This window comes from Thiomonas sp. SCN 64-16, from assembly GCF_001725585.1.
Taxonomy (GTDB): Bacteria; Pseudomonadota; Gammaproteobacteria; order Burkholderiales; family Burkholderiaceae_C; genus Thiomonas; species Thiomonas arsenitoxydans.
This window is the reverse complement of sequence record NZ_MEGQ01000033.1, coordinates 1-18942: the sequence shown is the minus strand read 5'-3', so window position 1 is coordinate 18942 and position 18942 is coordinate 1. Positions and strand designations below refer to the sequence as shown.

The window sequence follows — 18942 nt, the reverse complement described above, 5'->3', positions numbered from 1 at the left end:
CATCAACCCAAGGAGAGATCGTGGATACCAAGCCGCCCCTGCCCCCCTTTACCGAAGATTCCGCCCTGCAGAAAGTGCGCATGGCCGAGGACGCCTGGAACACGCGCGATCCCGCGCGCGTGGTACTGGTGTACACGGAAGATACCCGCTGGCGCAACCGCGCCGAATTTCCGGTCGGCCGTGCCGAAGTGCAGCGTTTCCTCGAACGCAAGTGGACGCGCGAACTGGAATACCGGCTGATCAAGGAACTGTGGGCCTTCACCGGCAACCGAATCGCGGTACGCTTCGCCTACGAATGGCACGACGACTCGGGCCACTGGTTCCGCTCCTACGGCAACGAGAACTGGGAATTCAATGAGCAGGGGTTCATGATGCGACGCTTTGCCAGCATCAACGACCTGCCGATCGCGGAGGCCGACCGCAAGTTCTTCTGGCCGCTGGGACGGCGACCAGACAATCACCCGGAGCTGAGCGAGCTGGGTTTGTAATCTCTGTTGTCAAGCGACGAACATCGCTGACGACATCACCACTGTCGAATACAGCTATGCCAAGCGCTACGCCTTCGCCCGAACTTCGTCACCTACTGGGCACACTTGGCATCGGTCCGTTCCTTTTTTGCCTTGTTTCCTCTTGGGTTCATCACCTCTAAAAAACACGCGACAGAACCACACAGCCGAGCCTCTTGTGAGCGAACTATTCAACCTCGCGAGCGTGTGCCCGTCGCGCTCGACCTGAATGCGGCAGGCGCAACCTGCGCCATGCGCATCGTCAACTTGCGCAAGGAGGTCGCGTTGGCATAGCCCACTCGCTGTGCGACCTCGTCGAGCGTGAGTTCGTCAAGTTCCAATAGGCGCCGAGCGTGGCGCATGCGCACCGAATGGATCAGCGTCATGGGCGTCACACCGGATGCCTTGAACAGGCGCCGCGCCAAGGTCTTCTCGGTCATGTGAAGTTGCCGAGCCGCCTGCCGCACCGACAAGATGTCCGGCAGGCTGGCCTCGATAAGCGCCTCGAAGCTGCGCGCCGTCTCGTCGTCTGGCACGTCCAAGTGCTCCCAAACCTGATACCGGGCCTGCGTGGTGCGGGTGTCAATCAGCAAATAGCTCATGACCAGGTCTGCCAGTTCGCGACCGATCTGTTTGCGGATCAGGTAAAGCATCAAGTCCATTTGTGCCATCGCAGCGCCCGCACTCACGATGCCATGCGACTCAACCACCATGCGCTTCGTATCCAGCCGAATCTGTGGGAAGTGTTTGTGGAAGAAGCCACTCAGGCGCCAATGGGTCGTCGCCGCCCCGCCCTGCAGCAGGCCGGCCATAGCGGGGAGCAGCACACCTGAGCAGGAGGCGGCCACTTTGCCCCCCCGCGCATGGTGCCGTTGCGCCAGACGCGCAAAGGCTTCGGCATCAGGCATGCTCATGCGGTGCAGGATTTTCCGCTCGTCGTAGCGACCGTGGATATCGCCTTCCGAACCGAGATCTGGATGATCCAGCCCAATGCCTGGAAACACGATCACGGAGGAGGCTGGGACGCGCGCGGCGTCGATCGGCTGGGCTGCAAGTCTCATCCCGTTGGACAACCGGACTTCATTCGACATCCCGACTACTCGCCAACTCGGCGAAGCCTGACCAAGCGAAGCCGCTCCACCGCTGGCCACGCTCAGGGCATCGAGTGTCGCAGCCACGCTGGCACCTAAAGCGCCATCCATTGCTGCGATAAAGAACTGGGTTGCCATCGCCCTGATTGTTTGAATGTCTGAAATGGAACTGCAGGAGTCATTTTAGACAATCGTCGCACATCGTGCAAACACATAAGCTCCTCACATCAGTTGTCCGATATGAGGACGTAGAAAAACGCCTCGGCCCAGGAAAACAACATGAACACCAAGTCCTCAACTTTCGCCACGGCCTCGCTCTGGCCCGCTTTCGGTCTTGGGCTATCGGTGGCCGTTGGCAACGGTCTGGCGCGCTTCGCGTACGCGTTGATCCTGCCAGCCATGCATCAGGCCATGGCATGGAACTACGCTCAGGCCGGTTGGTTAAACACGGCCAACGCACTGGGATACCTCGCTGGCGCAGCAAGCGGTTATCTGCTTCTGCGATACCGATCACCCACATGGTTGTTCTCCGTAGGCCTGTACCTCACAGTCTTGTCTCTGCCAGCAACGGCACTGTCAGCAGACCTAGTCTGGCTGACGGCAGCCAGACTGCTCTCAGGCATCGGTGCGGCTTGGGCGTTCTCCTGCGGTGGCGCACTCGTGGCAGTTCGCTATCGCCACTTTCCGGATCTCAGCGGCACGGCCATGGGACTGTACTTCGCGGGCGCAGGTATTGGCATCGCGCTGTCTGGCCTCGCGGTAGATCCCTTGCTGGCATTCTGGGGAGTGGCTGCGTGGCCGCAGGCCTGGCTGCTGCTGGGACTACTGGCGGCTGTGCTGTCGGTCTGGCCCTTGCTCGAAGCCCGCAGACCGGTCGACGTCGCCCCGTCGGCATCGCGCCGAGCGCTTTCACTGAGTGGCCTGTGGACACCGTTGCTGGGCTACCTCTTGTTCGCCGCAGGCTATATCGTCTATATGACTTTCATCCTGGCTTGGATGCGCAATCAAGGTTGGTCGCTGCTGTTCGGCCTGAGTTTCTGGCTCATCCTCGGAAGCGGCGTCGCTGTTTCGCCTTTCGTATGGCGGGTGGCACTGAACAATTGGCCACCGGCGCTTACTCAGTCGGCCAGCTGCTTTGCCACGCTGATCGGCGCGTCGATTCCGATCCTGGATGGGGGGGGAGCCAGCCTTCTCTGCTCGGCTGCAGCGTTCGGCCTTGGCATGTTCATCGTGCCATCATCGGTCGCCGTGCTGGTGCGTCAGCGCATGCCATCGGATCTCTGGGCCAAGGGCATTACGTTTTTCACTGTGGTATTTGCACTCGGGCAGGCCATTGGGCCGGTAGCTGCAGGGGCGATTGCCGACATGGGCACGTTGAACGACTCTCTATCGTTTGGGGCGGCACTGTTATTAGTGGCTGCACTGCTTCCCTTGCTCGGATTGGCCTCGAAGGGTGTTCCAGGGCACAGATTGGGCGAAGGCCTGAATGAGGAAAGTGAGTAATGGTATGAGCAACAGAATGGACCGGGTTCGGCGCTTCATCGCCGAGAAAAACTTAGGCGGAACCGACTTCTCAGACTGCGACGACCTCATCGAAAACGGACTGATCGACTCGCTGCGGTTCGTCGAGTTTGTGCTGCTGATCGCGGAGCTCAGCGGGCGCACGATTGAGCTGGACAACGTGAACATCGACGAGTTCCGCACCATCGACGCCATCCGCGCGGCTTACTTCAGCGGCGCGGACACCGAACTCGTGGAGCCGAAATGAAAGCCGCGGACGACTACCGGCATGGCGACAAGTTCTCGCTCGGCAGCCACCGCGTGACGACGCAGGAGATCGTGGCCTTCGCAAGCCTGTACGACCCGCAGCCATACCACCTGTCGCAGGAGGCGGGGAGCCAGTCGTTCTTCTAGGGGATCGTCGCAAGCGGATGGCACACTGCGGCCATCTGGATGAGCCTGTACGTGCGCGCGATGCTGGAGGGCGCGCGGGTCGAGGGCTCGCCCGGAGTCGACGAGTTGCGCTGGCATGCTCCGGTGCGTCCGGACGACGTTCTGGTCGGCGAGGTCGAGATCCTCGATCTGGTTCAGAGCCCGTTCCGCAAGGACCTGATCACCGTCAAAAACGCCGGCAGGCTGACCCGGGAAGGCGAGGCCAGGCCGTTGATGACGTTGGTGCTGCACAGCCGCTTCGTGCGCCGCGACGCGGCCCAGGCGCAGCATAGGGACAAGGAGACGCACACATGCAAACTGTATCGCTGACCGCGCAATGGACCGCGGCGATCCGGGCCTTGGAGAACGAGAAGGGCAGCGACGCGCTGTTTCGTGACGATCTCGCCCGCGAGTTGGCGCAGCCGGACGGGTTCGAATTGCTGCAACGCTACAAGGGCGGGGGCGTGCGCGAATTCGTCGTCATCCGGACACGGTTCTTCGACGATGCCTGTGCTGCCGCGCTGCGGGAGGAACCTGCGATCCGGCAGATCGTGATGGTGGCTGCCGGCATGGACACCCGGGCCTACCGGCTGGACTGGCCGCAAGGGACGAAAGTCTACGAGGTAGACCATGGCGAGCTATTGGCGGAAAAGACAGCGCGGCTGCACCAAATTGGAGGCCCTTCCCGTGCGCTGCGCCTCAACGTCGCCGCGGACTTGGCCAGAGATTGGCGCGGTCCGCTGATCGGTGCCGGGTTCGATCCGTCAAAGCCTGCACTGTGGCTGGCGGAGGGGCTCCTGTTCTTTCTGACGGACGAGCAGGCAGGCGAAGTTCTTTCCACCTGTCGTGCGATGAGCGCGATGGGGAGTCGTCTCGTCGTCGACATGGCGAGCAGGAGCCTGCTGAACAGTCCCTTCAGCCAGATTTTCCTCGCCGCACTTCGCAAGGACGGTGTCGGCTGGCGCTTCGGCACCGATGCGCCGGAGGCATGGTTGAAGCAACAGGGATGGTCGGTGCTCGATCTGCGCGAGCCGGGCACCGCGGATACCGGCGGTCGGCGCTGGCCCTACGAAACCCAACCGCGCGAGGTGCCCGGCGTGGCGCGTAGCTGGCTGGTGATGGCGGTCATCGACTGAGGGCAGTCCGGCGGGCTGCTCGGCGAACAGAAGGAGCGTTTCATCCATGAAGACAACCGCAAACTGGTATCTTGTCCGCAGAGATCTCGAGGCAGCACTTGATCACCTGTTCTGCCTGCCACCCGAGAACTTCGTCGAGTACGACAGCCTGCTGAGTGTCGAGGAGTTCGATGCGCTTGGCTATGCGCGCAACTTTCCGCATCTCACCTGTCTGCTGTGTGCGCTGGACGTGGAGCATCTGCCGGCTTTCGCCGCGGGCGATCGGCGCGTCGACGTGCGCTATGGGCCGTCGCGTACCAGCATGGCACTGCTGCCAGCGACCTGCTACAAGGTCTATCTGGAGCGCAAGGGGCAGAGCCTTACCGCACCGCAGGTGGTGGGCTGCATCGCCAGGTGCTTTAGACACGAGGACAAGCCGCTCGACCGCTACCGCGGCTACAACTTCACTATGAAGGAGTTCGTCTGCCTGGGAACTGCGGCGGATGCGAAGCAGCATGTGGACCGTGGACGCGCGGTCATCGACCAGGTAATGCGCGCGCTGGAACTCGAGTTCGCCTACGAGACGGCATCAGATCCGTTCTTTGACACGTCGAGCTCGGTCGCGACAATGTCCAAGGTGCTGCCAACCAAACAGGAGGTCGTGTTCGACGGGCACGCCGTCGCTTCGCTGAACCACCACCGCAACTACTTCGGCCGCAGGTTCGGGATCTCTATCGCCGCGGAGCCGATCCACACGAGTTGCGTGGCTTTCGGGCTGGAGCGTTGGATCTCGATGCTACGCGACCGGTATGACAACGCCGAGGATGTCCGCAGGCGGCTCAACGATCTCCTGCGGTCCGACCCGCCATCGTCATTCGACCCGGTGACACCTGAGTCGATCTCAAAAGCGCAGGAGCTTCGGTCATGACCGGGCCCGTGGCCGAGCAGAAGCTGCTTGAGCGCTTGCTGCAACTCTCACGGCGCAACCAGTACGACGTGTTCACGCGCTTCGTCTGGCCGAGCGAGATTGAGCACGACCGTCCCTGGTGCGACGAGGACCTGCTGACCACGTTCGGCACACAGATCCATGAGGCGCTCGGCGAATCAGCGCTGATCTCGCTGAGCCACTGGGAGTGCATCAACTTTTTCAGTCTCAACGTCCATGGCATCAAGGGCGCACTGGCCTTTCTGATGATGGCGTTCTACGAGCCGCGCTATCGGGACATCTCGGAATACCTGCATGTCTTCGTTGCCGAAGAGAACGGGCACATGTGGTTCTTCGCGAAGTTCTGCCTGGACTATGTCGGCAAGATCTACCCTGCCGCCGCACTGCCGACTGGATCTGCAGCGAACCTGGTTGAGCGAGACCTCTTATTGTTCGCAAGCACGCTGATCTTTGAGGAATATGTCGATTTCTACAACTACAAAGTTAGCAAGAGCCCGAATGTGCCCGCCATTGTGCGCGAAATCAATCACCAGCATCACCTGGACGAGTCAAGGCACATCTCGTTCGGGCGCGAGATCGTGCAGCGGCTCTATGCACAGGTGCTTGAACAGGATGCCTCGCAGGCAACCGTCGATCGTGTGCGCAAGGCGATCGAGAAGACGTTCGTCTACTTCATCGGGCAGATGTACAACCCACGAGTGTATGCAGATGCCCAAGTGATCGCGCTGTCCGGGATGCAGAATGCCGCTGCACTGCGCAATCGACTGCGCAACGATCCCTCACGGCGGGCGTTTCACCAACTCTGGTTCAAACGCACCGCCGACTTCTTTGTCAAGCACGGTATTCTGCTGGATACGGCCTGCCTGTCAGCGTAGTCATACAACCACACGAAGCGACGCGAGGATCGGGTTACCCATCTTGTTGATTGCGACCCCGAAGGGGAAACCCGCGTCCGTGTTTTGCACCAACGCAACCCATTGGCGCGGCGAGCGCCCTGCTCAACCACGCGCCATGGGCGCGCGTTATGGCCGGTGTTTCTCGATCGCGATCGACACGGCCATCGAGGCGGCAAAGAAAACCGACCAAATGACGGTTGCTGCGGGCGGCTTGAAGTCGTGTTCCCACAGCACGGCAAACCAGACGGCATTGACGATCTGCAGCAGCAGGATCACCAGGCTTCTGCGGTCGCGTTGAATCGCTCGGGACAGAACTGCACCGATTTCATCGGACACCTGCCTGCGCAGGCGGTGCTTGTCGTCGGCCATGTCAGTGCTCCACGTGGCCGAGGCGGATCTGGATGCCGCTGCCACCACCGCCCTCGTGGCGGGCGATGTCATCTTTGGTGCCAGCCAGCTTGCCGAGGTTGTCTTTCAGCACATCGAACGGCTCTCGATCCGAGCTGCTCGCCGCCTTGCTCAGATCGGCAGACCCACTCTCGCCGGAGGGTGCGCCCAGTGCATCGACGGGGCCTTTCGGCGGTGCGCTCGGTGCGGGCGAGGGTTGCGGCGGTGCGGACGGCGCGGCGGGACGCAGAGGTGTGCTCGACGGGCCGCTGATCCCCTTGCCCTCCATCATCGCTTGAGCCGCTTGGCCCATGCGGGCGGTATTGGCCCCCGTGCTGCCCGCGCCGCCCAGCGATCCAGCAGGTGTGCCGGAGGACGGTGCGGGCGCGGAAGCACCGCCCCCTTTCCCGCCGCCGCCGATGGAACCCATCATGTCGCCTGCGGGTTTGCCCGCTGCGCCAGTGGCCTGGCCGAGGGCGGCGAGTTTTTCTGCGCCGGCAATCGCGCCGCCCGCGCCTGAGCCGCCACCCGCCCCAGCCCCGACCAGGCCTGCCATTCTGTCGAGACCTTTGGCGGCGCTGGCGTAACCTGCGGCCCCTGCCACGCCCGCTGCGGCGATGCCGCCAGCGATCGCCGCAGCGCCGCCCGCGACGTTGCCCAGGGACATATTCGGAGACCCGTTCATCAGGCTGCCCGCCAGGCCCGGCGCCTGCATGCCGATGACCCCGTAGATCAGCATGCTGACGCCGACCGTCAGCAGATCGGTGGGCGGCAGCGACTTTCCTCCGGTGTATTGCGCGATGTAGGCGAGTTCGCTGTTGATGAGGTTCTGCCCGAGGCCGATGATGGCGTAGATCATCAGCAGCTTGATGCCCACGCTGACCAGATAGCCGATGTATTTCTCGCCGAAGCTGCTGGTCAGGCTGGAGCCCGTGAAGCCCAGCATCACCAGGCCGGCGCCGCCGACCAGATAGGTCTCGATCAGCGTCATCAATAGCTGCAGGGCGACCAGGCCGAAGCCGATCAGGGCCAGCAGCGAGGTGATGGCGATGATGATGGCCAGGAACAGGTTGGTGCCGATGTTCAACAAACCGCCCGGCGCCTTGTCGTAGACCTCGTAGAGCTGATGCACCACGGAGAAGGCCATCGACATCACACCGGACGGCGATGCTGTTGCGGCGCTCGAACCGCCGATGGCCTGTCCCATGTCCATGAAGCTCGATGTGATGAGCGGCATCCATGTCGGCGCGTACTTGACGATGGTGTAGAAAAAGGCGATGGAGGCAATTTTCAGGGTGGCCCCGGCGATGAAATCGGCCAGATCGTTCTTCTTGAGTACCTGCTTGATGCCCCACCAGGACAGATCCATGGCGGCCAGCGCCGTAAAAATCTTGAAGGCATAGCCCTGTGCGGTGGTCATCCAGCCGGTGGTCGCGGCTTGAAACTGCGAGCTGATGGTGTCGAGGTAGCCCTGCCCCCCTGGGCCACCCGTCGGGGTGGGCGCCGGGGCGGCGTGGGCGGTGGCCGCCACCACAAGCAGGAGTATCAGCCCGGTGGCGGCCCATTGCACGCGGATTGAGAGGCCCCCCAGACCTGCCGCGTTCGCGTCAGGCCCCCCAAGGGGGATGAGAAAACTTGGGGCGGCCCTGCGTTTTCTCATGAGGGCATGGCGCGACGTTGCGGCGGTGACGGTTCGCATCATCGCTCCTCAGAATGCACCGGGCCCGGTGGGCGCGGTCAGGATGGGCGTCACGCTGTTGGACTGGTTCACCTGCGTATGCGCCTGCATCGCCATGTAGTTCAGCATGGCCTGGTTGCCGGCCTGAATGTCGGATTGCAAGCCTTGCATCTGGTTGACCATCAACGCCGAAATCTGATTGCCAGCCTGCATGACGGCTTTGCGGCCGCCTGCCGACTGGCTCTGGGCCTGGATGCTGGCGAGCGCCGATTGCGTGGTCTGGAAGTTCGATGCATTCAGGCCATATTGCTTGAGCACATCGGCAATCTGGCTGTCCAGGTTTCCCGTCCATGTCTGCAGGCTGGCGTTGTAGTTGCTCAGCACTGCACTGGGTTGGCCGAATTGGGTTTGCACCGCCGATACGGTGTTCGCCGCGGCATACGACAAGCCTTTGGCATTGCCGACCAGGTTGACCAGATTCTGCAACTGGCCACTGATGTTTGGCCAGAGCTGCGCCGGGATGTTCTGCATGTTCACGGCCTGGTTGTAGACCTGCTGGAACTGCGCTTGTAGCTGCTGCGCCTGCGTGGCGTACTGCTCGACCAGGGTCAGTTCCTGCACGATCTGTTCAGGGAAGGTCGCACCAGCAATCATGCCGGTCGCATGGGCGGGCGTGCTGGCGAGGGCGGCGATCGCGGCGAGGGCGAGGGTGGACTTTTTCAGGTTCATGAGGGTTCTCCTGCGAGGTGAGGGTTACTGGCCTTGCGGCACGCCGGTTTGCGCGCCGATGTTCTGCAATGTGGTGCTGGACTGATTCGCTGCGGCGTTCTGCGCAGCGGTGTTGAGCGTGCCGCCGATGCTGGGCGACAGGGCGTTCTCTTGTGCCGCAGTCGTGTTCCCGGTGGCAATCGCCTGGTTCTGGATGTTCTGCTGGTAGTCATAAATGCCTTGCTGCTGGTCCACCTCGTTTTGCGCGATACCCGCAGCCTGCGTCCAGGTGGGATCGCCTGTGGACTGCGCCTGGGCGTTGTCGTAGCTGGCGATCTGGTTGGCGGCGTTGCGCGAATACTCTGCGCTCAGTCCGGCCAACCCGGCCTGCGCCGCGGTGACGGCGGCGTTCTGGTTCTGCTGGGCCGCTGCGCCCAAGGCGTTCTGCTGGGCGTCTGCCGCGCTGGTGTAGGACGTGTCCGCACTGACCGCAGTTGCGGACTGCCCTTGTTGCACGCCGGTCTGCGTCGTGGTCTGCGCAAGCGCCTGCTGGGTGTTCGTCGATCCTGCGGTCTGGCCCTGCGTCACGCCGGTCATGGACTGAATCTGTTGTAGCGTGCCCTTGGCGCTGTTCAGCGCGGAGGCAGCGGCGGCGACATTCAGCGCCGTGCCCAGCACCGGTGCGGCGGCGACGTTCGCGGCATAGGCGCCGTTGGCGATGTTCTGTTCGACGGCATTGGCCGCCATCCAGCCCGCAGCGCACCAGGGATTGCCGCAGGACGCGGCATTCTGCGCGTCCTGGTAAGCCGTCTTGTTCGCGGTGAAGCCGGTGACGGAGAGTCCGTTCATCGCCGCCTGCGTCGCGGCCCCGGCGATCAGGTATTCGCCGGTGTGGTTCGTCACCGTGGGCTGGCCTTGTTGCACGCTGGTTTGCTGGCCGATGTCAGCGAGCGACTGGCTTGCGCCTTGCTGCGCGGCGGACTGTGCTGCCGTGCTGTTGGCTTGCGCCGTGGGCTGCGCGCCATTCTGGGCGGTGTTCAGGCTGCTTGCTTGGGTCGTCTCGTTCTGGTTCTGGATCGGGATCTGGTCGTCGGCCTGCGTCTGGTTGTCGTTGGCGACGGTCTGGGCCTGATCGGCGGCCTGCTGCCAGGCGTCGCCGTAGCCATATCGCCCCCCGCCACCCGAGTTGGAGGCGTCCTGATTGGAGATGTCCTGTGCGGTGTTGGCCGCGGCCTGATAGGCCTGCTGGTTGTAGTACGCCATGCCAGCGTCGTAGGTCGCGTTGCCGTTGGCGTTCACGGCGGCGCTCAGGCTTTGCTGTGCCGAGGGATCGGGCGCGGGCGCCGGAGCAGTGGCCTGGAAGGTCTGCGCATGGCAGGTGGCTGCCGTGGCGAGCGCGGCGGCGAGGAAGACGGGTTTGAAGGCTCTCATTGGTAACTCTCCCACAGTTGTGCGGCATCAAACTGGCCGCGTTCGCGCAGCCACTGGGCGGGCCACGCATTGCCAAGGGTGTCGCGCAGTTCACGGATGCGCGCGATGTCGGTTTTGCCGCTGGCCCCGACGAAGGCCAGTTCGGGGCCGGTCAGGCCGAGGTCGAACAGGCGGCGCCCGTCCGGGTGCATGACGTAGTACTGGCGCTTCGGGGTGGCAAAGGCCAGAATCTGGATTTGCCGGGCGTTGAGACCGACGGCCTCATACAGCGGTTTGATGTTCTCGGTCTCGGCCTCGGGGTTGGGCAGAAAGATCTTGGTCGGGCAGGACTCGAAGATCACGTCGGCAATGCCCGAGCGCGTCAGGTCGGTCAGCGACTGGGTGGCGAACACGACTGCCGTGTTGGCCTTGCGCAAGACTTTGAGCCATTCCCGGATCTTGGCCTTGAAGGCGGGATGGCTGAGCATGATCCAGGCTTCATCAAGGATCAGCAGCGTGGGCTGGCCTTTGAAGCGCTGCTCGATGCGGTGGAACAGATAGGTCAGCACCGGCCGCACGAGCTTGTCGCCCTTGTTCATCAGGTGCTCCATCTCGAAGACCTGGAACACGTCCTGCCCCAGGCTGTCGGTCTCGGCGTCGAGCAGATGGCCGGCCATGCCGCGCAGGGTGTAGGCCTGCAGGGCTTCGCGCAGGCTCTGATCCTGCAGCAGCACAAGGAAGTTGGTCAGGGTGCGCTGCGCCATTGTGTCTGTGGAAGCGCCGAGCTGGGTGATGGCGCGGAACAGTTCCTGGCGGTGGTGAGGCAACATCTTGAGGCCCTGCAGCTCGCACAACTGCTCCAGCCATTCGGCGGCCCAGACGCGCTCGTTCGGTTCATCCACCCGGCCAAGGGGGCAGAACGCCAGATCGCCCTGCTCGCCCGCGATGTCGTAGTGCTCGCCGCCGGCCGCCCAGCACAGCGGCAGCATGGAATAGCCTTTGTCGAAGGCGAAGACCTGCGCGCCGGGATAGCGGAACTGCTGCGCCGCCACGAGAGCGAGCAGGGTGCTCTTTCCGGCGCCGGTCGGCCCAAGGATGGCGGCATGACCCAGATCGCCCGCGTGCAGGCTGAGGGTGAAGGGCGTGCCGCCGTCGGTCTTGGCCTGCAGCAGCGGCGGGCTGTTCGGTGGATAGAACGGACAGGGGTTGCGCTCTGGCCCGGCCCAGACGGCGGTCAGCGGCAGCAGGTGGGCCAGGTTGAGCGTGTGGATGATGGGGCGGCGCACATTGGCGGCGGTGTTGCCGGGCAGCGTGCCGAGATAGGCCTCGACCGCGTTCACGTCCTCCACACGGGCGCCGAAGCCGCGGTTCTCGATGAGCTTGACCATCTCCCGGGTGGACTCGTCCAGGATTTCCGGGTCTTCGTGCGAGAGCAGCAGCACGCTGGTGTAGTAGCCGAACAGCACCATGCCGCTGGAGGCCTCGGCCAGCGCCTGCACGGCGTCGTTCGCCATACGGTCCGCGTCGGCGTTGATGTGAGTAGCCTGGCCGCCGGCGTTCTCGCGCAGCAGGTTCATCATGCTCTTGCGCTTTTGCGCCCACTTGCTGCGGTATTTGTTCAGCGTCTTCTCGGCCTGCCCCGGATCGAGGTAGATGAAGCGGCTGCTCCAGCGGTAGGACACGGGCAGCCTTGAGAGCATGTCCAGGATTCCGGGGAAGCTCTCCGGCGGCAGGCCGGTCAGGGCGATGCAGGACATGCTGCGGCGGCCGATGCGGGGGATGAAGCCGGTGGTGAAGTCGTGCTGGCCGAGCACGGCGTCCAGATACATGGGCACTTGTGCCATACGGAAGGGGCGATGATCCGGCAACAGGCTGACGCACTGTTCCAGGTGCGCGAGAAGGGGGCTGTCGATGGCGCCGGTACGCAGGTCGATGCGGTCTTTGAGACGGTGGATGGTCAGCAGGGTGGAGAGGCGGGATTCCATCTCCCGGATTTGTTCCTTGAAGCGCTCCAGATTGCGGTGGGCCGTGGCCTTGACCCGGCCCTCGACGAACAGATCGGCCGTTTTGCTCGCGGCATCGGGCATGGGGAACCAGGTGACGGTGAGGATGAAGCGACTGCGGTAGCCCACGAAGCTGTGCTCGTGGCTGTTGCGGCGGGCGTCGTCGATCAGCCGGGTGGTGCGGTCGGGGAATGCGCCGGGCGGGGCGTAGCCCGGCGCGGGCGCGCGCACGGCGTCGCAATGCAGCACCCAGCCGTCCCCCAGTCTCAGGGCCGCGTTGACCCGGGCGGACATGGCGCCGAGTTCTTCCTGTGTGGAAGAGTCCAGATCGGGGCCGTGATATTCCCAGGCCGCCATCAGGCCACCGCTCTTGGTCAGCACGATGCCGTTGTCCACCAGCGCCGCCCAGGGCAGCAGGTCGGGCAGGCCGTAGGCGGCCGAGCGGAACTCCTTGAGCGCCATCATGACCGCACCTCCCGATCCTTGGCGAAGGGGCTGGCCTGCGCGGGGTAGTGGCGGCGGTACTTCAGCAGCCTGCCGCCGGTTTTTGACAGGATGGGGTCGTAGGCTGCGGCACGGGACAGCGCCCATTGGCCGACCATCCACAGCGTGACGCCGATGACGGCGGCCCAGAGCTTGGCCAGCGAGAAGATGAAAATGCCGGCCACGATGGCGAGCAGCAACACCAGTTGGCGTTCGCCGCCCATCATCAGGATGGGGCGGTTGAGCGAATCATGGATGGGGGTTTGGGTGTCGTTCATTGCGGAACTCCGGTCACGCGGTCAGTGAATTCGGTGAGGTCGGCCGTATGGCGCAGCGCCGCCACAATCTGCGGCAGCTCCCAGCCCTGCTCGACCAGGGCCTGCACGACGGCGATCAGGACTTCGGGCAGCGCGGGGCGGGGAGTCGCCTCCCCGCCTTGCCCGGCCTGTGAGAGGGCGGGATGCATCATGTTCAGAACACCAGGGCGCCGGTCAGTCCGAGCACCTGGAGGAATTTGTTGCCCAGAACGATGAACGCCACGCCGAGCACCACATACAGCGCTTTCTTGGCGATGCCGCCGAGTTCTTCGCCGAACACCAGGGCGGCGCCCGCAGCCAGAAAGGCGATGACGCTGATGGCCGTGGCCACCGGGCCGGTCAGGTCGTTCTGCAGGGTGCTGACCGCACTGTCCCACGGCAGGCCGCCGGCGCCGGTGGCGAAAGCGTCGGCCATGGTGGCGGCGAATACGGCGGAGGCCAGAACCAGGCGGCGCACGACGGCGGCGCGCAGGCGGTGATGGATGGAAAGCAGTTTGAGACGTTTCATGAGGAGACCTTTCAGGTTGGGAAGGAAGGGCGCCAGACGTTGGCGCCCTGCCCTGACTCTGCGGGGCGGGGACAACTGCATCAGCGGGTGATGCGGCGAATGTCATTTCGGGTGATCGGCCCCCAGTAGCGGCTGTCGAAGCTCTGGGCGGCCAGCGCGGGGCGCGCGCCGCTGCCATACACCCAGAACTGATCGGGGCCTAGGGTGAATGTGCCGTGCTGGTACGGGAGATGCACCCGTGGAAAACTCGGGGAGCCGGGAAGCTGGCCGCTGTGGGCAAGCGCCTTGCCGTTGACGGTCACGGCTTGCGGGGTGACGGTGATGCGGTCGCCGGGCAGACCGACAATCTGTTTGAACATCGGCATGCCGCCGCCAGGACAGTCGCCCTTCATGTAGAAGGGAAAGGCCTGCGGCGTCACGGTGGTGGGAGGACAGAACTCGGCGCGTTCGCCGCGGACGATGCGCGAGTCTGCCGTGACGGGCAGCAGGCGGTAGAGGCCAAGCGGCTCGCTCTCAGTCCAGTTGACCCGCCAGCCGCACCACCACAGGACGTTGATGGTCAGGGCGGTCGCGGCCAGCGCCGCGATGGGAATGAGCAGGCGATTCCAACGCGGCATGCGCTGGCGGGTGATCGCCTGTTCGATGGCGTAGGGGATGCTCATTCAGGGCTCCTGCCGCGCGGATGCGCGCGGTGATTGCCCTGACTCTGCGGGGTGGGGCCGGGAAGCTCAGCGGTTCAGGTCGCGGCGCGTGCTCCTTCGGCGGTGGGCGGGTTGCGCCTTCGTACCACTGTCATCGGCGGGTGCTGCTTGGGTTCCACTCTCGATTGGGGAGAGGGACTGCGCCGTCCTGGACACGATGGGCGCGTAGCTCATCCTTCCTGCATCCCACTCCCGGTGAATGAGGTCCCGCATGGGGCGGGACAGCAGCTCGCCGTGCTCTTGAAGCGCCCGCGTCATGCCCTCGGCGATGCGCTCGACGACTTCACCAGGGCGACTGACGTTGCAACTCACCCGCCCGAAATTCATCAGTTCCTCGCGGGAGGGGTAGGACTTCGACCCTGCGAGTTTGAGCGCCAGGGTGCGGTCGGTCAGTTCTCTTCCAGTGCGGGTATCGGCGTAGCTGTAGGCCGTGGTCGTCACCACGTCGTAGACGGGCGCAAGCCGGGGCGGCTGCAGGGCGTGCGGATGGTCATACAGCACGCCGAAGTTCTTGAGGTGCGCATCGCCGTTGCGCACCATCATGGACAGGGCCACGCTCTCGAACAGCCGACCCAGGGACGGGGGCGTCTCGGCGGCGCAATACAGATGCAGCGCGCGGGCGATGTTCTCGTAACTGCCCTCGTATTTGTAGCGGCCATAGGGGTCGGCTGACTTGCCCATGAGCACGGCCATGTCCTCAAAACCCAGTCGGCTGCCCTCTGGTGTGATGTCAAAGCGCTTCATGACGAAGAGCTGACGGTCGTTGGACAACCAGAAGTCCGGGACGGTCAGGCCGGCGTGACGCGCAGCGCTCATGCAGAGAAATTCGTTGACGGCCAGATCGGGATATTGCGCGCCGCCTGACTTGACGATCAGATCGGCCACGCTGGCGGTCGTTCGGTCGGCCGGGAGCGGCAGTCGGTCGGCATCGGGAGCCATGATCTTGGGCTGGACACCGGAAATCCCGGAATCGATGTATTGATCGACCAGAAAGGCGAAGACTTCCGCAGACGATCCGGCGGACAGAATCCCGCGCAGCCCGATCCGGGCCTGGCGCCTGCTGTCAGTCTGGCCGGGCTCTTTGAAATTCAGCCTGCCGATCTGATGCGCGCCGGTGATGGCCAGCAGGCGCATGTCGTCCATCGGGCCGAGCCTGGCCATGCGGCGCACGAGTTCCTGCGCCAGCCAGCCCTCGGGCCGGTTCATCGTGAAAATGGGCGGCAACACGTTCCCGGCATAGCTCTGCGCACGCAGCGGCATGGTCAGAGAAATCTCGCAGGAGGGATCGACGCCGCGGCCGTAGTTGAAGACGTACTGCGACTCGCGGCGCAGTGGCCCCGCCATCCCCTGTGGGGTGGAGACTTCAAGTTCCTTGATCTTCATCATCGGGGAACAGCTCCTGCAGCCGAGCCGGGTCGAGCCGGGCGTCCTGGATCAGCAACCCCTTGCCCAGGGCGGCCAGTGCGGCAAAGAGCGTATAGAGGCTGACGTTGCGCCCAGCCTCCAGGGCGACGATGGTCTGGCGCTTTCTGCCGATGGTTTGCGCAAGCGCCGCCTGGCTCAGGCCGCGCGTCTTGCGCTCTGCGCGCAGGGCATGCCCAAGCTCCTGGGCGTTGAGCGCAGGAAGCATAGGGTCTTTGATGTCCTTCATATTGGACATTTTGCTGTATTTCTTTTATTTTGTCCATTTTATTGGACTTTCATTGCCTGCCCGTGCTCGCCGCTGCCCCGAGCTTGATGCGCTCAGCCAGCGCCGCGTCCTGGTAATACTTGATCTTCTGGCAGTAGACGGGGGCATGCCCTGCGACGAAGACCAGTTCATCGTCGGGCGGCAGGCGCATGCACTCGTCGGGGGTGAGCAGCGGGCGCTGCACGATCTGCTCGTTGGTGTTGACGTTCTGCAGCACCACGGCCAGCCGGTTGCCGCTGTATTGCCGCTGGGTGTGACTGACAGTAGCCTGACCGGCCATCTTGGAGAGCAGCTCGGCCGTCTCGATCTTGTTCGGGGCGTAGGCCACGCGGATGTGGCAGTTGCTGATGATGGACTCATCCTTGCCGTAGGCGGCAAAGAGCTGGCTCAAGTCCTGCACGATGAGCAGCGCCTTGAGGCCGTAGCCCGCGATGAAGGCCAGCGCCTCCTGGAAGATGTCGAGTTTGCCCAGGCTGGGGAATTCGTCGAGCAGCAGCAGGAGTTTGTGCGGGTAGCGGCTCTTGCTCGCCCCGCCGACGTCGAAGTCCATGCCTTCGGTCAGCCGCCGCACCACCTGATTGATGACCAGACGCAGCAGGGGCTTGAGGCGGTCCTTGTCGCTGGGGGGCACCACAAGATACAGCGCCGTCTTCCTGGTTTCGGGCTTGCCGTCCACGTCGGCGCCGCCCATGATGCTTTCCAGGGTGAAGTCGGAGACGCGGGTGTTGTCGGCGACGATGGGATCGCGGTAGAGCGAGAGAAAGGACAGCGCGGTGGACAGCACGCCCGAGGCTTCGTTCGGCGCCTTGTTCAGAAAGGACTGGCTGGCCTGCGCCACGGCGGCCCAGCCGGTGCGGGCGTGCGGGTCGGCGCTCTGCGCGCCTTTTTCCAGGGCGACATCGCGGATATAGGTCATCACGGCCTGCGAGCCTTCCATCGGCTCAGCGTCTTCGGCCTGGTTGCGCTCGGCTGCTTCTTTGGCGATCTCGCGGATCGGGCCGCCGTCAGAGAGGATGGCCTGCACGGTGTGCAGGCAGCGCAAGCGGGCGTCCGGGCCTTTGCCGTCCCAATAGAGCAGGACGAACAGCACCACCCCGGTCATGAGATCGAAGCCGGTCTTGGCCCAGTGGTCGTTCAATCCCTTGCCGTCGGGATCGACGATCATGGTGGCGATGTTCTGCACGTCCTTGACCAGGTTGCCGTCCATGCGGATTTCCTGCAGGGGGTTGAATCGGGCGGAGTCGGGGGATGTCGGGTCGAACTTGATGGCGCGATGCCCCAGCACCTTCTCGCGAAAGCCGCTGGTCAGCGCCCAGTTCTCACCTTTGATGTCGTGCACCAGGACGGATTGATCCCAGTTCAGCAAGGTGGGGATGACGATGCCCACCCCCTTGCCGGATCGGGTGGGCGCGAACACCATCATGTGTTCCGGCCCTTTGTGCCGCAGGTAGCGCACCTGCTGGCCGTCGTTCCAGGCGCCAAACAGCACCCCGCCCTTGTTTTTGTCGTCGGGCAGGATGGCCGCTGCAGCCACTTCGGGGGCGGCGGCCCAATGGGCCGATCCATGCAGATCGTTGCGCTCGGCGTCGGCCTTGCGTGAGCGCCGATAGGCAATGCCCACGGGCAGCACCAGGGAGAGGAAACCGCCCACACCCATGATGAGGTGGGCGCGTTCCAGGATGTCCAGCACGGCTTGGCCGTACTCGATGCGGTTGTATTTGAAGGTCCAGATCAGGATGTCGTAGGGGGCGTAGAGCCACGGCGGGATCATGGGCGCGCCCAGCGCCGGGGTGAAACCGAAACCCCAGGCGGCGTATTCGGTGGCGGCCCAGGTGGACAGCAGGACGATCATGATGAACAGGCCCAGGCCCGTCCAGACGAAGCGTGTGATGTCTTTCTGCGCTTTGGGGATGTGGTAGATGGCTTCGGATGCGGCGGTCATGGTCGTGTTGCCTTGGAGGGTTGGGGGCGGCCCGTGACGTGGGCCAGTCGGCGCGCGCCCCGGCAAGGATCGCCAACAGGGGGAATGAATCCGGTCGCGCGCTGCGGTTGTTTTGCGCCACCTGCCGCTGGGCTGCTGGGTTCAGCGTTCCATCGCCGCGGCCTTGCGGTGGGACTGGCGCAGGCGGGGGCGGGCCGGGCGTTCGGGTTTGTCGGCCTCGGGCGGTTCGGGGGATTTGTCGGCAGCAGGGTCGGCGGCGTTTGGCTTGTCATGGCCTGCCGCCCGCTCCGCCTGCTTTGTCATCTGATACTCAGATGACTTGCGGTCTTCCTTGGCGAGCATCTTTTTCTGTTCTTCAGTGAGAATGCCCACTGCAAGATCGTCGGCTTCCACGGCGTTTGCAAAGCAATGGAAGGCAAGTGCGTCGGCCAGCGCTTTCGCCGACACATCACCCGCCAGTTCGCTGTCAAGGATGCGGCGCGCATCCGTTTCCTTGCCGCCATTCGTGACGAAGTTCTGGACGGCCTGCTCGTAGGGGCTGCTTTCAGTCATCACCTGGTGCTCGGTCGCCTTGCGGTCTTCCTTGGCGAGCATCTTTTTCTGTTCTTCAGTGAGAATGCCCACTGCAA

General features: G+C 63.9%; 22 protein-coding genes. 8 read left to right on the top strand and 14 right to left on the bottom strand.

Annotated features, from left to right (window positions below; genetic code table 11):
- Positions 1 to 20: 20 nt before the first annotated feature.
- Positions 21 to 488, top strand: coding sequence for a nuclear transport factor 2 family protein (locus ABT24_RS10295; RefSeq protein ID WP_112488013.1), 468 nt, complete (start codon positions 21 to 23; stop codon positions 486 to 488).
- 209 nt (positions 489 to 697) lie between these two features.
- Here the strand turns inward: ABT24_RS10295 and ABT24_RS10290 are convergent, their stop codons facing one another.
- Entirely contained in the window at positions 698 to 1735 is a 1038-nt protein-coding gene (locus ABT24_RS10290; protein ID WP_112488012.1) for a GlxA family transcriptional regulator, read from the bottom strand.
- A gap of 141 nt (positions 1736 to 1876) precedes the next feature.
- On the opposite strand from ABT24_RS10290, the gene ABT24_RS10285 reads away from it, so the two are divergent.
- From ABT24_RS10285 to ABT24_RS10255, 7 genes are read left to right on the top strand one after another with little or no spacing between them, the layout of a single operon-like run.
- Positions 1877 to 3100: a YbfB/YjiJ family MFS transporter gene (locus ABT24_RS10285; protein WP_156054256.1), complete on the top strand. Its 1224-nt coding sequence runs from the start codon at positions 1877 to 1879 to the stop codon at positions 3098 to 3100.
- A 16-nt stretch (positions 3101 to 3116) separates the two neighbouring features.
- Positions 3117 to 3365 carry an acyl carrier protein gene (locus ABT24_RS10280; protein ID WP_112488010.1) on the top strand — a complete coding sequence of 83 codons (249 nt, stop codon included), beginning with the start codon at positions 3117 to 3119 and terminating at the stop codon, positions 3363 to 3365.
- A complete protein-coding gene (locus ABT24_RS10275; RefSeq protein WP_156054255.1) occupies positions 3362 to 3511 on the top strand; it encodes a hotdog family protein in 150 nt (49 codons plus the stop codon). Before ABT24_RS10280 ends, ABT24_RS10275 begins: the two co-directional genes overlap by 4 nt.
- Positions 3512 to 3550: 39 nt before the next feature.
- Entirely contained in the window at positions 3551 to 3859 is a 309-nt protein-coding gene (locus ABT24_RS10270) for a hotdog family protein (protein ID WP_156054254.1), read from the top strand.
- Positions 3841 to 4665, top strand: coding sequence for a class I SAM-dependent methyltransferase (locus ABT24_RS10265; RefSeq protein WP_112488008.1), 825 nt, complete (start codon positions 3841 to 3843; stop codon positions 4663 to 4665). The genes ABT24_RS10270 and ABT24_RS10265 overlap by 19 nt, the downstream gene beginning before the upstream one ends.
- A 46-nt stretch (positions 4666 to 4711) precedes the next feature.
- Entirely contained in the window at positions 4712 to 5572 is an 861-nt protein-coding gene (locus tag ABT24_RS10260; protein ID WP_112488007.1) for an aminoacyl--tRNA ligase-related protein, read from the top strand.
- Positions 5569 to 6465 (top strand): diiron oxygenase, encoded by an 897-nt coding sequence (locus ABT24_RS10255; RefSeq protein WP_112488006.1) that lies wholly within the window; start codon positions 5569 to 5571, stop codon positions 6463 to 6465. The genes ABT24_RS10260 and ABT24_RS10255 overlap by 4 nt, the downstream gene beginning before the upstream one ends.
- Positions 6466 to 6612: 147 nt before the next feature.
- On the opposite strand, the gene ABT24_RS10250 is transcribed toward ABT24_RS10255, so the two are convergent.
- The 13 genes from ABT24_RS10250 to ABT24_RS10190 form a co-directional block, all read right to left on the bottom strand.
- Positions 6613 to 6855, bottom strand: coding sequence for a hypothetical protein (locus ABT24_RS10250; protein ID WP_112488005.1), 243 nt, complete (start codon positions 6853 to 6855; stop codon positions 6613 to 6615).
- A gap of 1 nt (position 6856) precedes the next feature.
- Entirely contained in the window at positions 6857 to 8572 is a 1716-nt protein-coding gene (trbL, locus tag ABT24_RS10245) for a P-type conjugative transfer protein TrbL (protein ID WP_172979023.1), read from the bottom strand.
- A gap of 9 nt (positions 8573 to 8581) precedes the next feature.
- On the bottom strand, positions 8582 to 9280 hold the full coding sequence (gene trbJ / locus ABT24_RS10240) for a P-type conjugative transfer protein TrbJ (RefSeq protein WP_112488003.1): 699 nt from the start codon (positions 9278 to 9280) through the stop codon (positions 8582 to 8584).
- 24 nt (positions 9281 to 9304) lie between these two features.
- Positions 9305 to 10690: a hypothetical protein gene (locus ABT24_RS10235; RefSeq protein ID WP_156054252.1), complete on the bottom strand. Its 1386-nt coding sequence runs from the start codon at positions 10688 to 10690 to the stop codon at positions 9305 to 9307.
- Positions 10687 to 13137: a VirB4 family type IV secretion/conjugal transfer ATPase gene (locus tag ABT24_RS10230; RefSeq protein ID WP_156054251.1), complete on the bottom strand. Its 2451-nt coding sequence runs from the start codon at positions 13135 to 13137 to the stop codon at positions 10687 to 10689. The genes ABT24_RS10235 and ABT24_RS10230 overlap by 4 nt, the downstream gene beginning before the upstream one ends.
- Positions 13134 to 13433 carry a conjugal transfer protein TrbD gene (trbD, locus tag ABT24_RS10225; protein ID WP_156054250.1) on the bottom strand — a complete coding sequence of 100 codons (300 nt, stop codon included), beginning with the start codon at positions 13431 to 13433 and terminating at the stop codon, positions 13134 to 13136. The genes ABT24_RS10230 and trbD overlap by 4 nt, the downstream gene beginning before the upstream one ends.
- Positions 13430 to 13624: a hypothetical protein gene (locus ABT24_RS10220; RefSeq protein ID WP_112487999.1), complete on the bottom strand. Its 195-nt coding sequence runs from the start codon at positions 13622 to 13624 to the stop codon at positions 13430 to 13432. Before ABT24_RS10220 ends, trbD begins: the two co-directional genes overlap by 4 nt.
- A gap of 2 nt (positions 13625 to 13626) precedes the next feature.
- Positions 13627 to 13980 carry a TrbC/VirB2 family type IV secretion system protein gene (locus ABT24_RS10215; RefSeq protein ID WP_013123559.1) on the bottom strand — a complete coding sequence of 118 codons (354 nt, stop codon included), beginning with the start codon at positions 13978 to 13980 and terminating at the stop codon, positions 13627 to 13629.
- Positions 13981 to 14060: 80 nt separating this feature from the next.
- Complete coding sequence (locus ABT24_RS10210; protein ID WP_156054249.1) at positions 14061 to 14642, bottom strand: S26 family signal peptidase; 582 nt, start codon at positions 14640 to 14642, stop codon at positions 14061 to 14063.
- A gap of 66 nt (positions 14643 to 14708) precedes the next feature.
- Complete coding sequence (locus tag ABT24_RS10205; RefSeq protein ID WP_156054248.1) at positions 14709 to 16067, bottom strand: type II toxin-antitoxin system HipA family toxin; 1359 nt, start codon at positions 16065 to 16067, stop codon at positions 14709 to 14711.
- Positions 16045 to 16341, bottom strand: a complete 297-nt coding sequence (locus tag ABT24_RS10200; RefSeq protein WP_013123562.1) for a helix-turn-helix transcriptional regulator — start codon at positions 16339 to 16341, stop codon at positions 16045 to 16047. The genes ABT24_RS10205 and ABT24_RS10200 overlap by 23 nt, the downstream gene beginning before the upstream one ends.
- A 40-nt stretch (positions 16342 to 16381) precedes the next feature.
- Entirely contained in the window at positions 16382 to 18313 is a 1932-nt protein-coding gene (locus ABT24_RS10195) for a type IV secretory system conjugative DNA transfer family protein (RefSeq protein ID WP_156054247.1), read from the bottom strand.
- Positions 18314 to 18454: 141 nt separating this feature from the next.
- Entirely contained in the window at positions 18455 to 18907 is a 453-nt protein-coding gene (locus tag ABT24_RS10190; RefSeq protein ID WP_286737781.1) for a hypothetical protein, read from the bottom strand.
- Positions 18908 to 18942: the final 35 nt, after the last annotated feature.

Excerpts from the sequence above, each read along its gene's own strand:
- ABT24_RS10290 (WP_112488012.1), bottom strand. The coding sequence starts at position 1,735 with ATGGCAACCCAGTTCTTTATCGCAGCAATGGATGGCGCTTTAGGTGCC.
- ABT24_RS10285 (WP_156054256.1), top strand. The coding sequence starts at position 1,877 with ATGAACACCAAGTCCTCAACTTTCGCCACGGCCTCGCTCTGGCCCGCT.
- ABT24_RS10280 (WP_112488010.1), top strand. The coding sequence starts at position 3,117 with ATGGACCGGGTTCGGCGCTTCATCGCCGAGAAAAACTTAGGCGGAACC.
- ABT24_RS10275 (WP_156054255.1), top strand. The coding sequence starts at position 3,362 with ATGAAAGCCGCGGACGACTACCGGCATGGCGACAAGTTCTCGCTCGGC.
- ABT24_RS10270 (WP_156054254.1), top strand. The coding sequence starts at position 3,551 with ATGAGCCTGTACGTGCGCGCGATGCTGGAGGGCGCGCGGGTCGAGGGC.
- ABT24_RS10265 (WP_112488008.1), top strand. The coding sequence starts at position 3,841 with ATGCAAACTGTATCGCTGACCGCGCAATGGACCGCGGCGATCCGGGCC.
- ABT24_RS10260 (WP_112488007.1), top strand. The coding sequence starts at position 4,712 with ATGAAGACAACCGCAAACTGGTATCTTGTCCGCAGAGATCTCGAGGCA.
- ABT24_RS10255 (WP_112488006.1), top strand. The coding sequence starts at position 5,569 with ATGACCGGGCCCGTGGCCGAGCAGAAGCTGCTTGAGCGCTTGCTGCAA.
- ABT24_RS10250 (WP_112488005.1), bottom strand. The coding sequence starts at position 6,855 with ATGGCCGACGACAAGCACCGCCTGCGCAGGCAGGTGTCCGATGAAATC.
- trbL (WP_172979023.1), bottom strand. The coding sequence starts at position 8,572 with ATGCGAACCGTCACCGCCGCAACGTCGCGCCATGCCCTCATGAGAAAA.
- trbJ (WP_112488003.1), bottom strand. The coding sequence starts at position 9,280 with ATGAACCTGAAAAAGTCCACCCTCGCCCTCGCCGCGATCGCCGCCCTC.
- ABT24_RS10235 (WP_156054252.1), bottom strand. The coding sequence starts at position 10,690 with ATGAGAGCCTTCAAACCCGTCTTCCTCGCCGCCGCGCTCGCCACGGCA.
- ABT24_RS10230 (WP_156054251.1), bottom strand. The coding sequence starts at position 13,137 with ATGATGGCGCTCAAGGAGTTCCGCTCGGCCGCCTACGGCCTGCCCGAC.
- trbD (WP_156054250.1), bottom strand. The coding sequence starts at position 13,433 with ATGAACGACACCCAAACCCCCATCCATGATTCGCTCAACCGCCCCATC.
- ABT24_RS10220 (WP_112487999.1), bottom strand. The coding sequence starts at position 13,624 with ATGATGCATCCCGCCCTCTCACAGGCCGGGCAAGGCGGGGAGGCGACT.
- ABT24_RS10215 (WP_013123559.1), bottom strand. The coding sequence starts at position 13,980 with ATGAAACGTCTCAAACTGCTTTCCATCCATCACCGCCTGCGCGCCGCC.
- ABT24_RS10210 (WP_156054249.1), bottom strand. The coding sequence starts at position 14,642 with ATGAGCATCCCCTACGCCATCGAACAGGCGATCACCCGCCAGCGCATG.
- ABT24_RS10205 (WP_156054248.1), bottom strand. The coding sequence starts at position 16,067 with ATGATGAAGATCAAGGAACTTGAAGTCTCCACCCCACAGGGGATGGCG.
- ABT24_RS10200 (WP_013123562.1), bottom strand. The coding sequence starts at position 16,341 with ATGTCCAATATGAAGGACATCAAAGACCCTATGCTTCCTGCGCTCAAC.
- ABT24_RS10195 (WP_156054247.1), bottom strand. The coding sequence starts at position 18,313 with ATGACCGCCGCATCCGAAGCCATCTACCACATCCCCAAAGCGCAGAAA.
- ABT24_RS10190 (WP_286737781.1), bottom strand. The coding sequence starts at position 18,907 with ATGCTCGCCAAGGAAGACCGCAAGGCGACCGAGCACCAGGTGATGACT.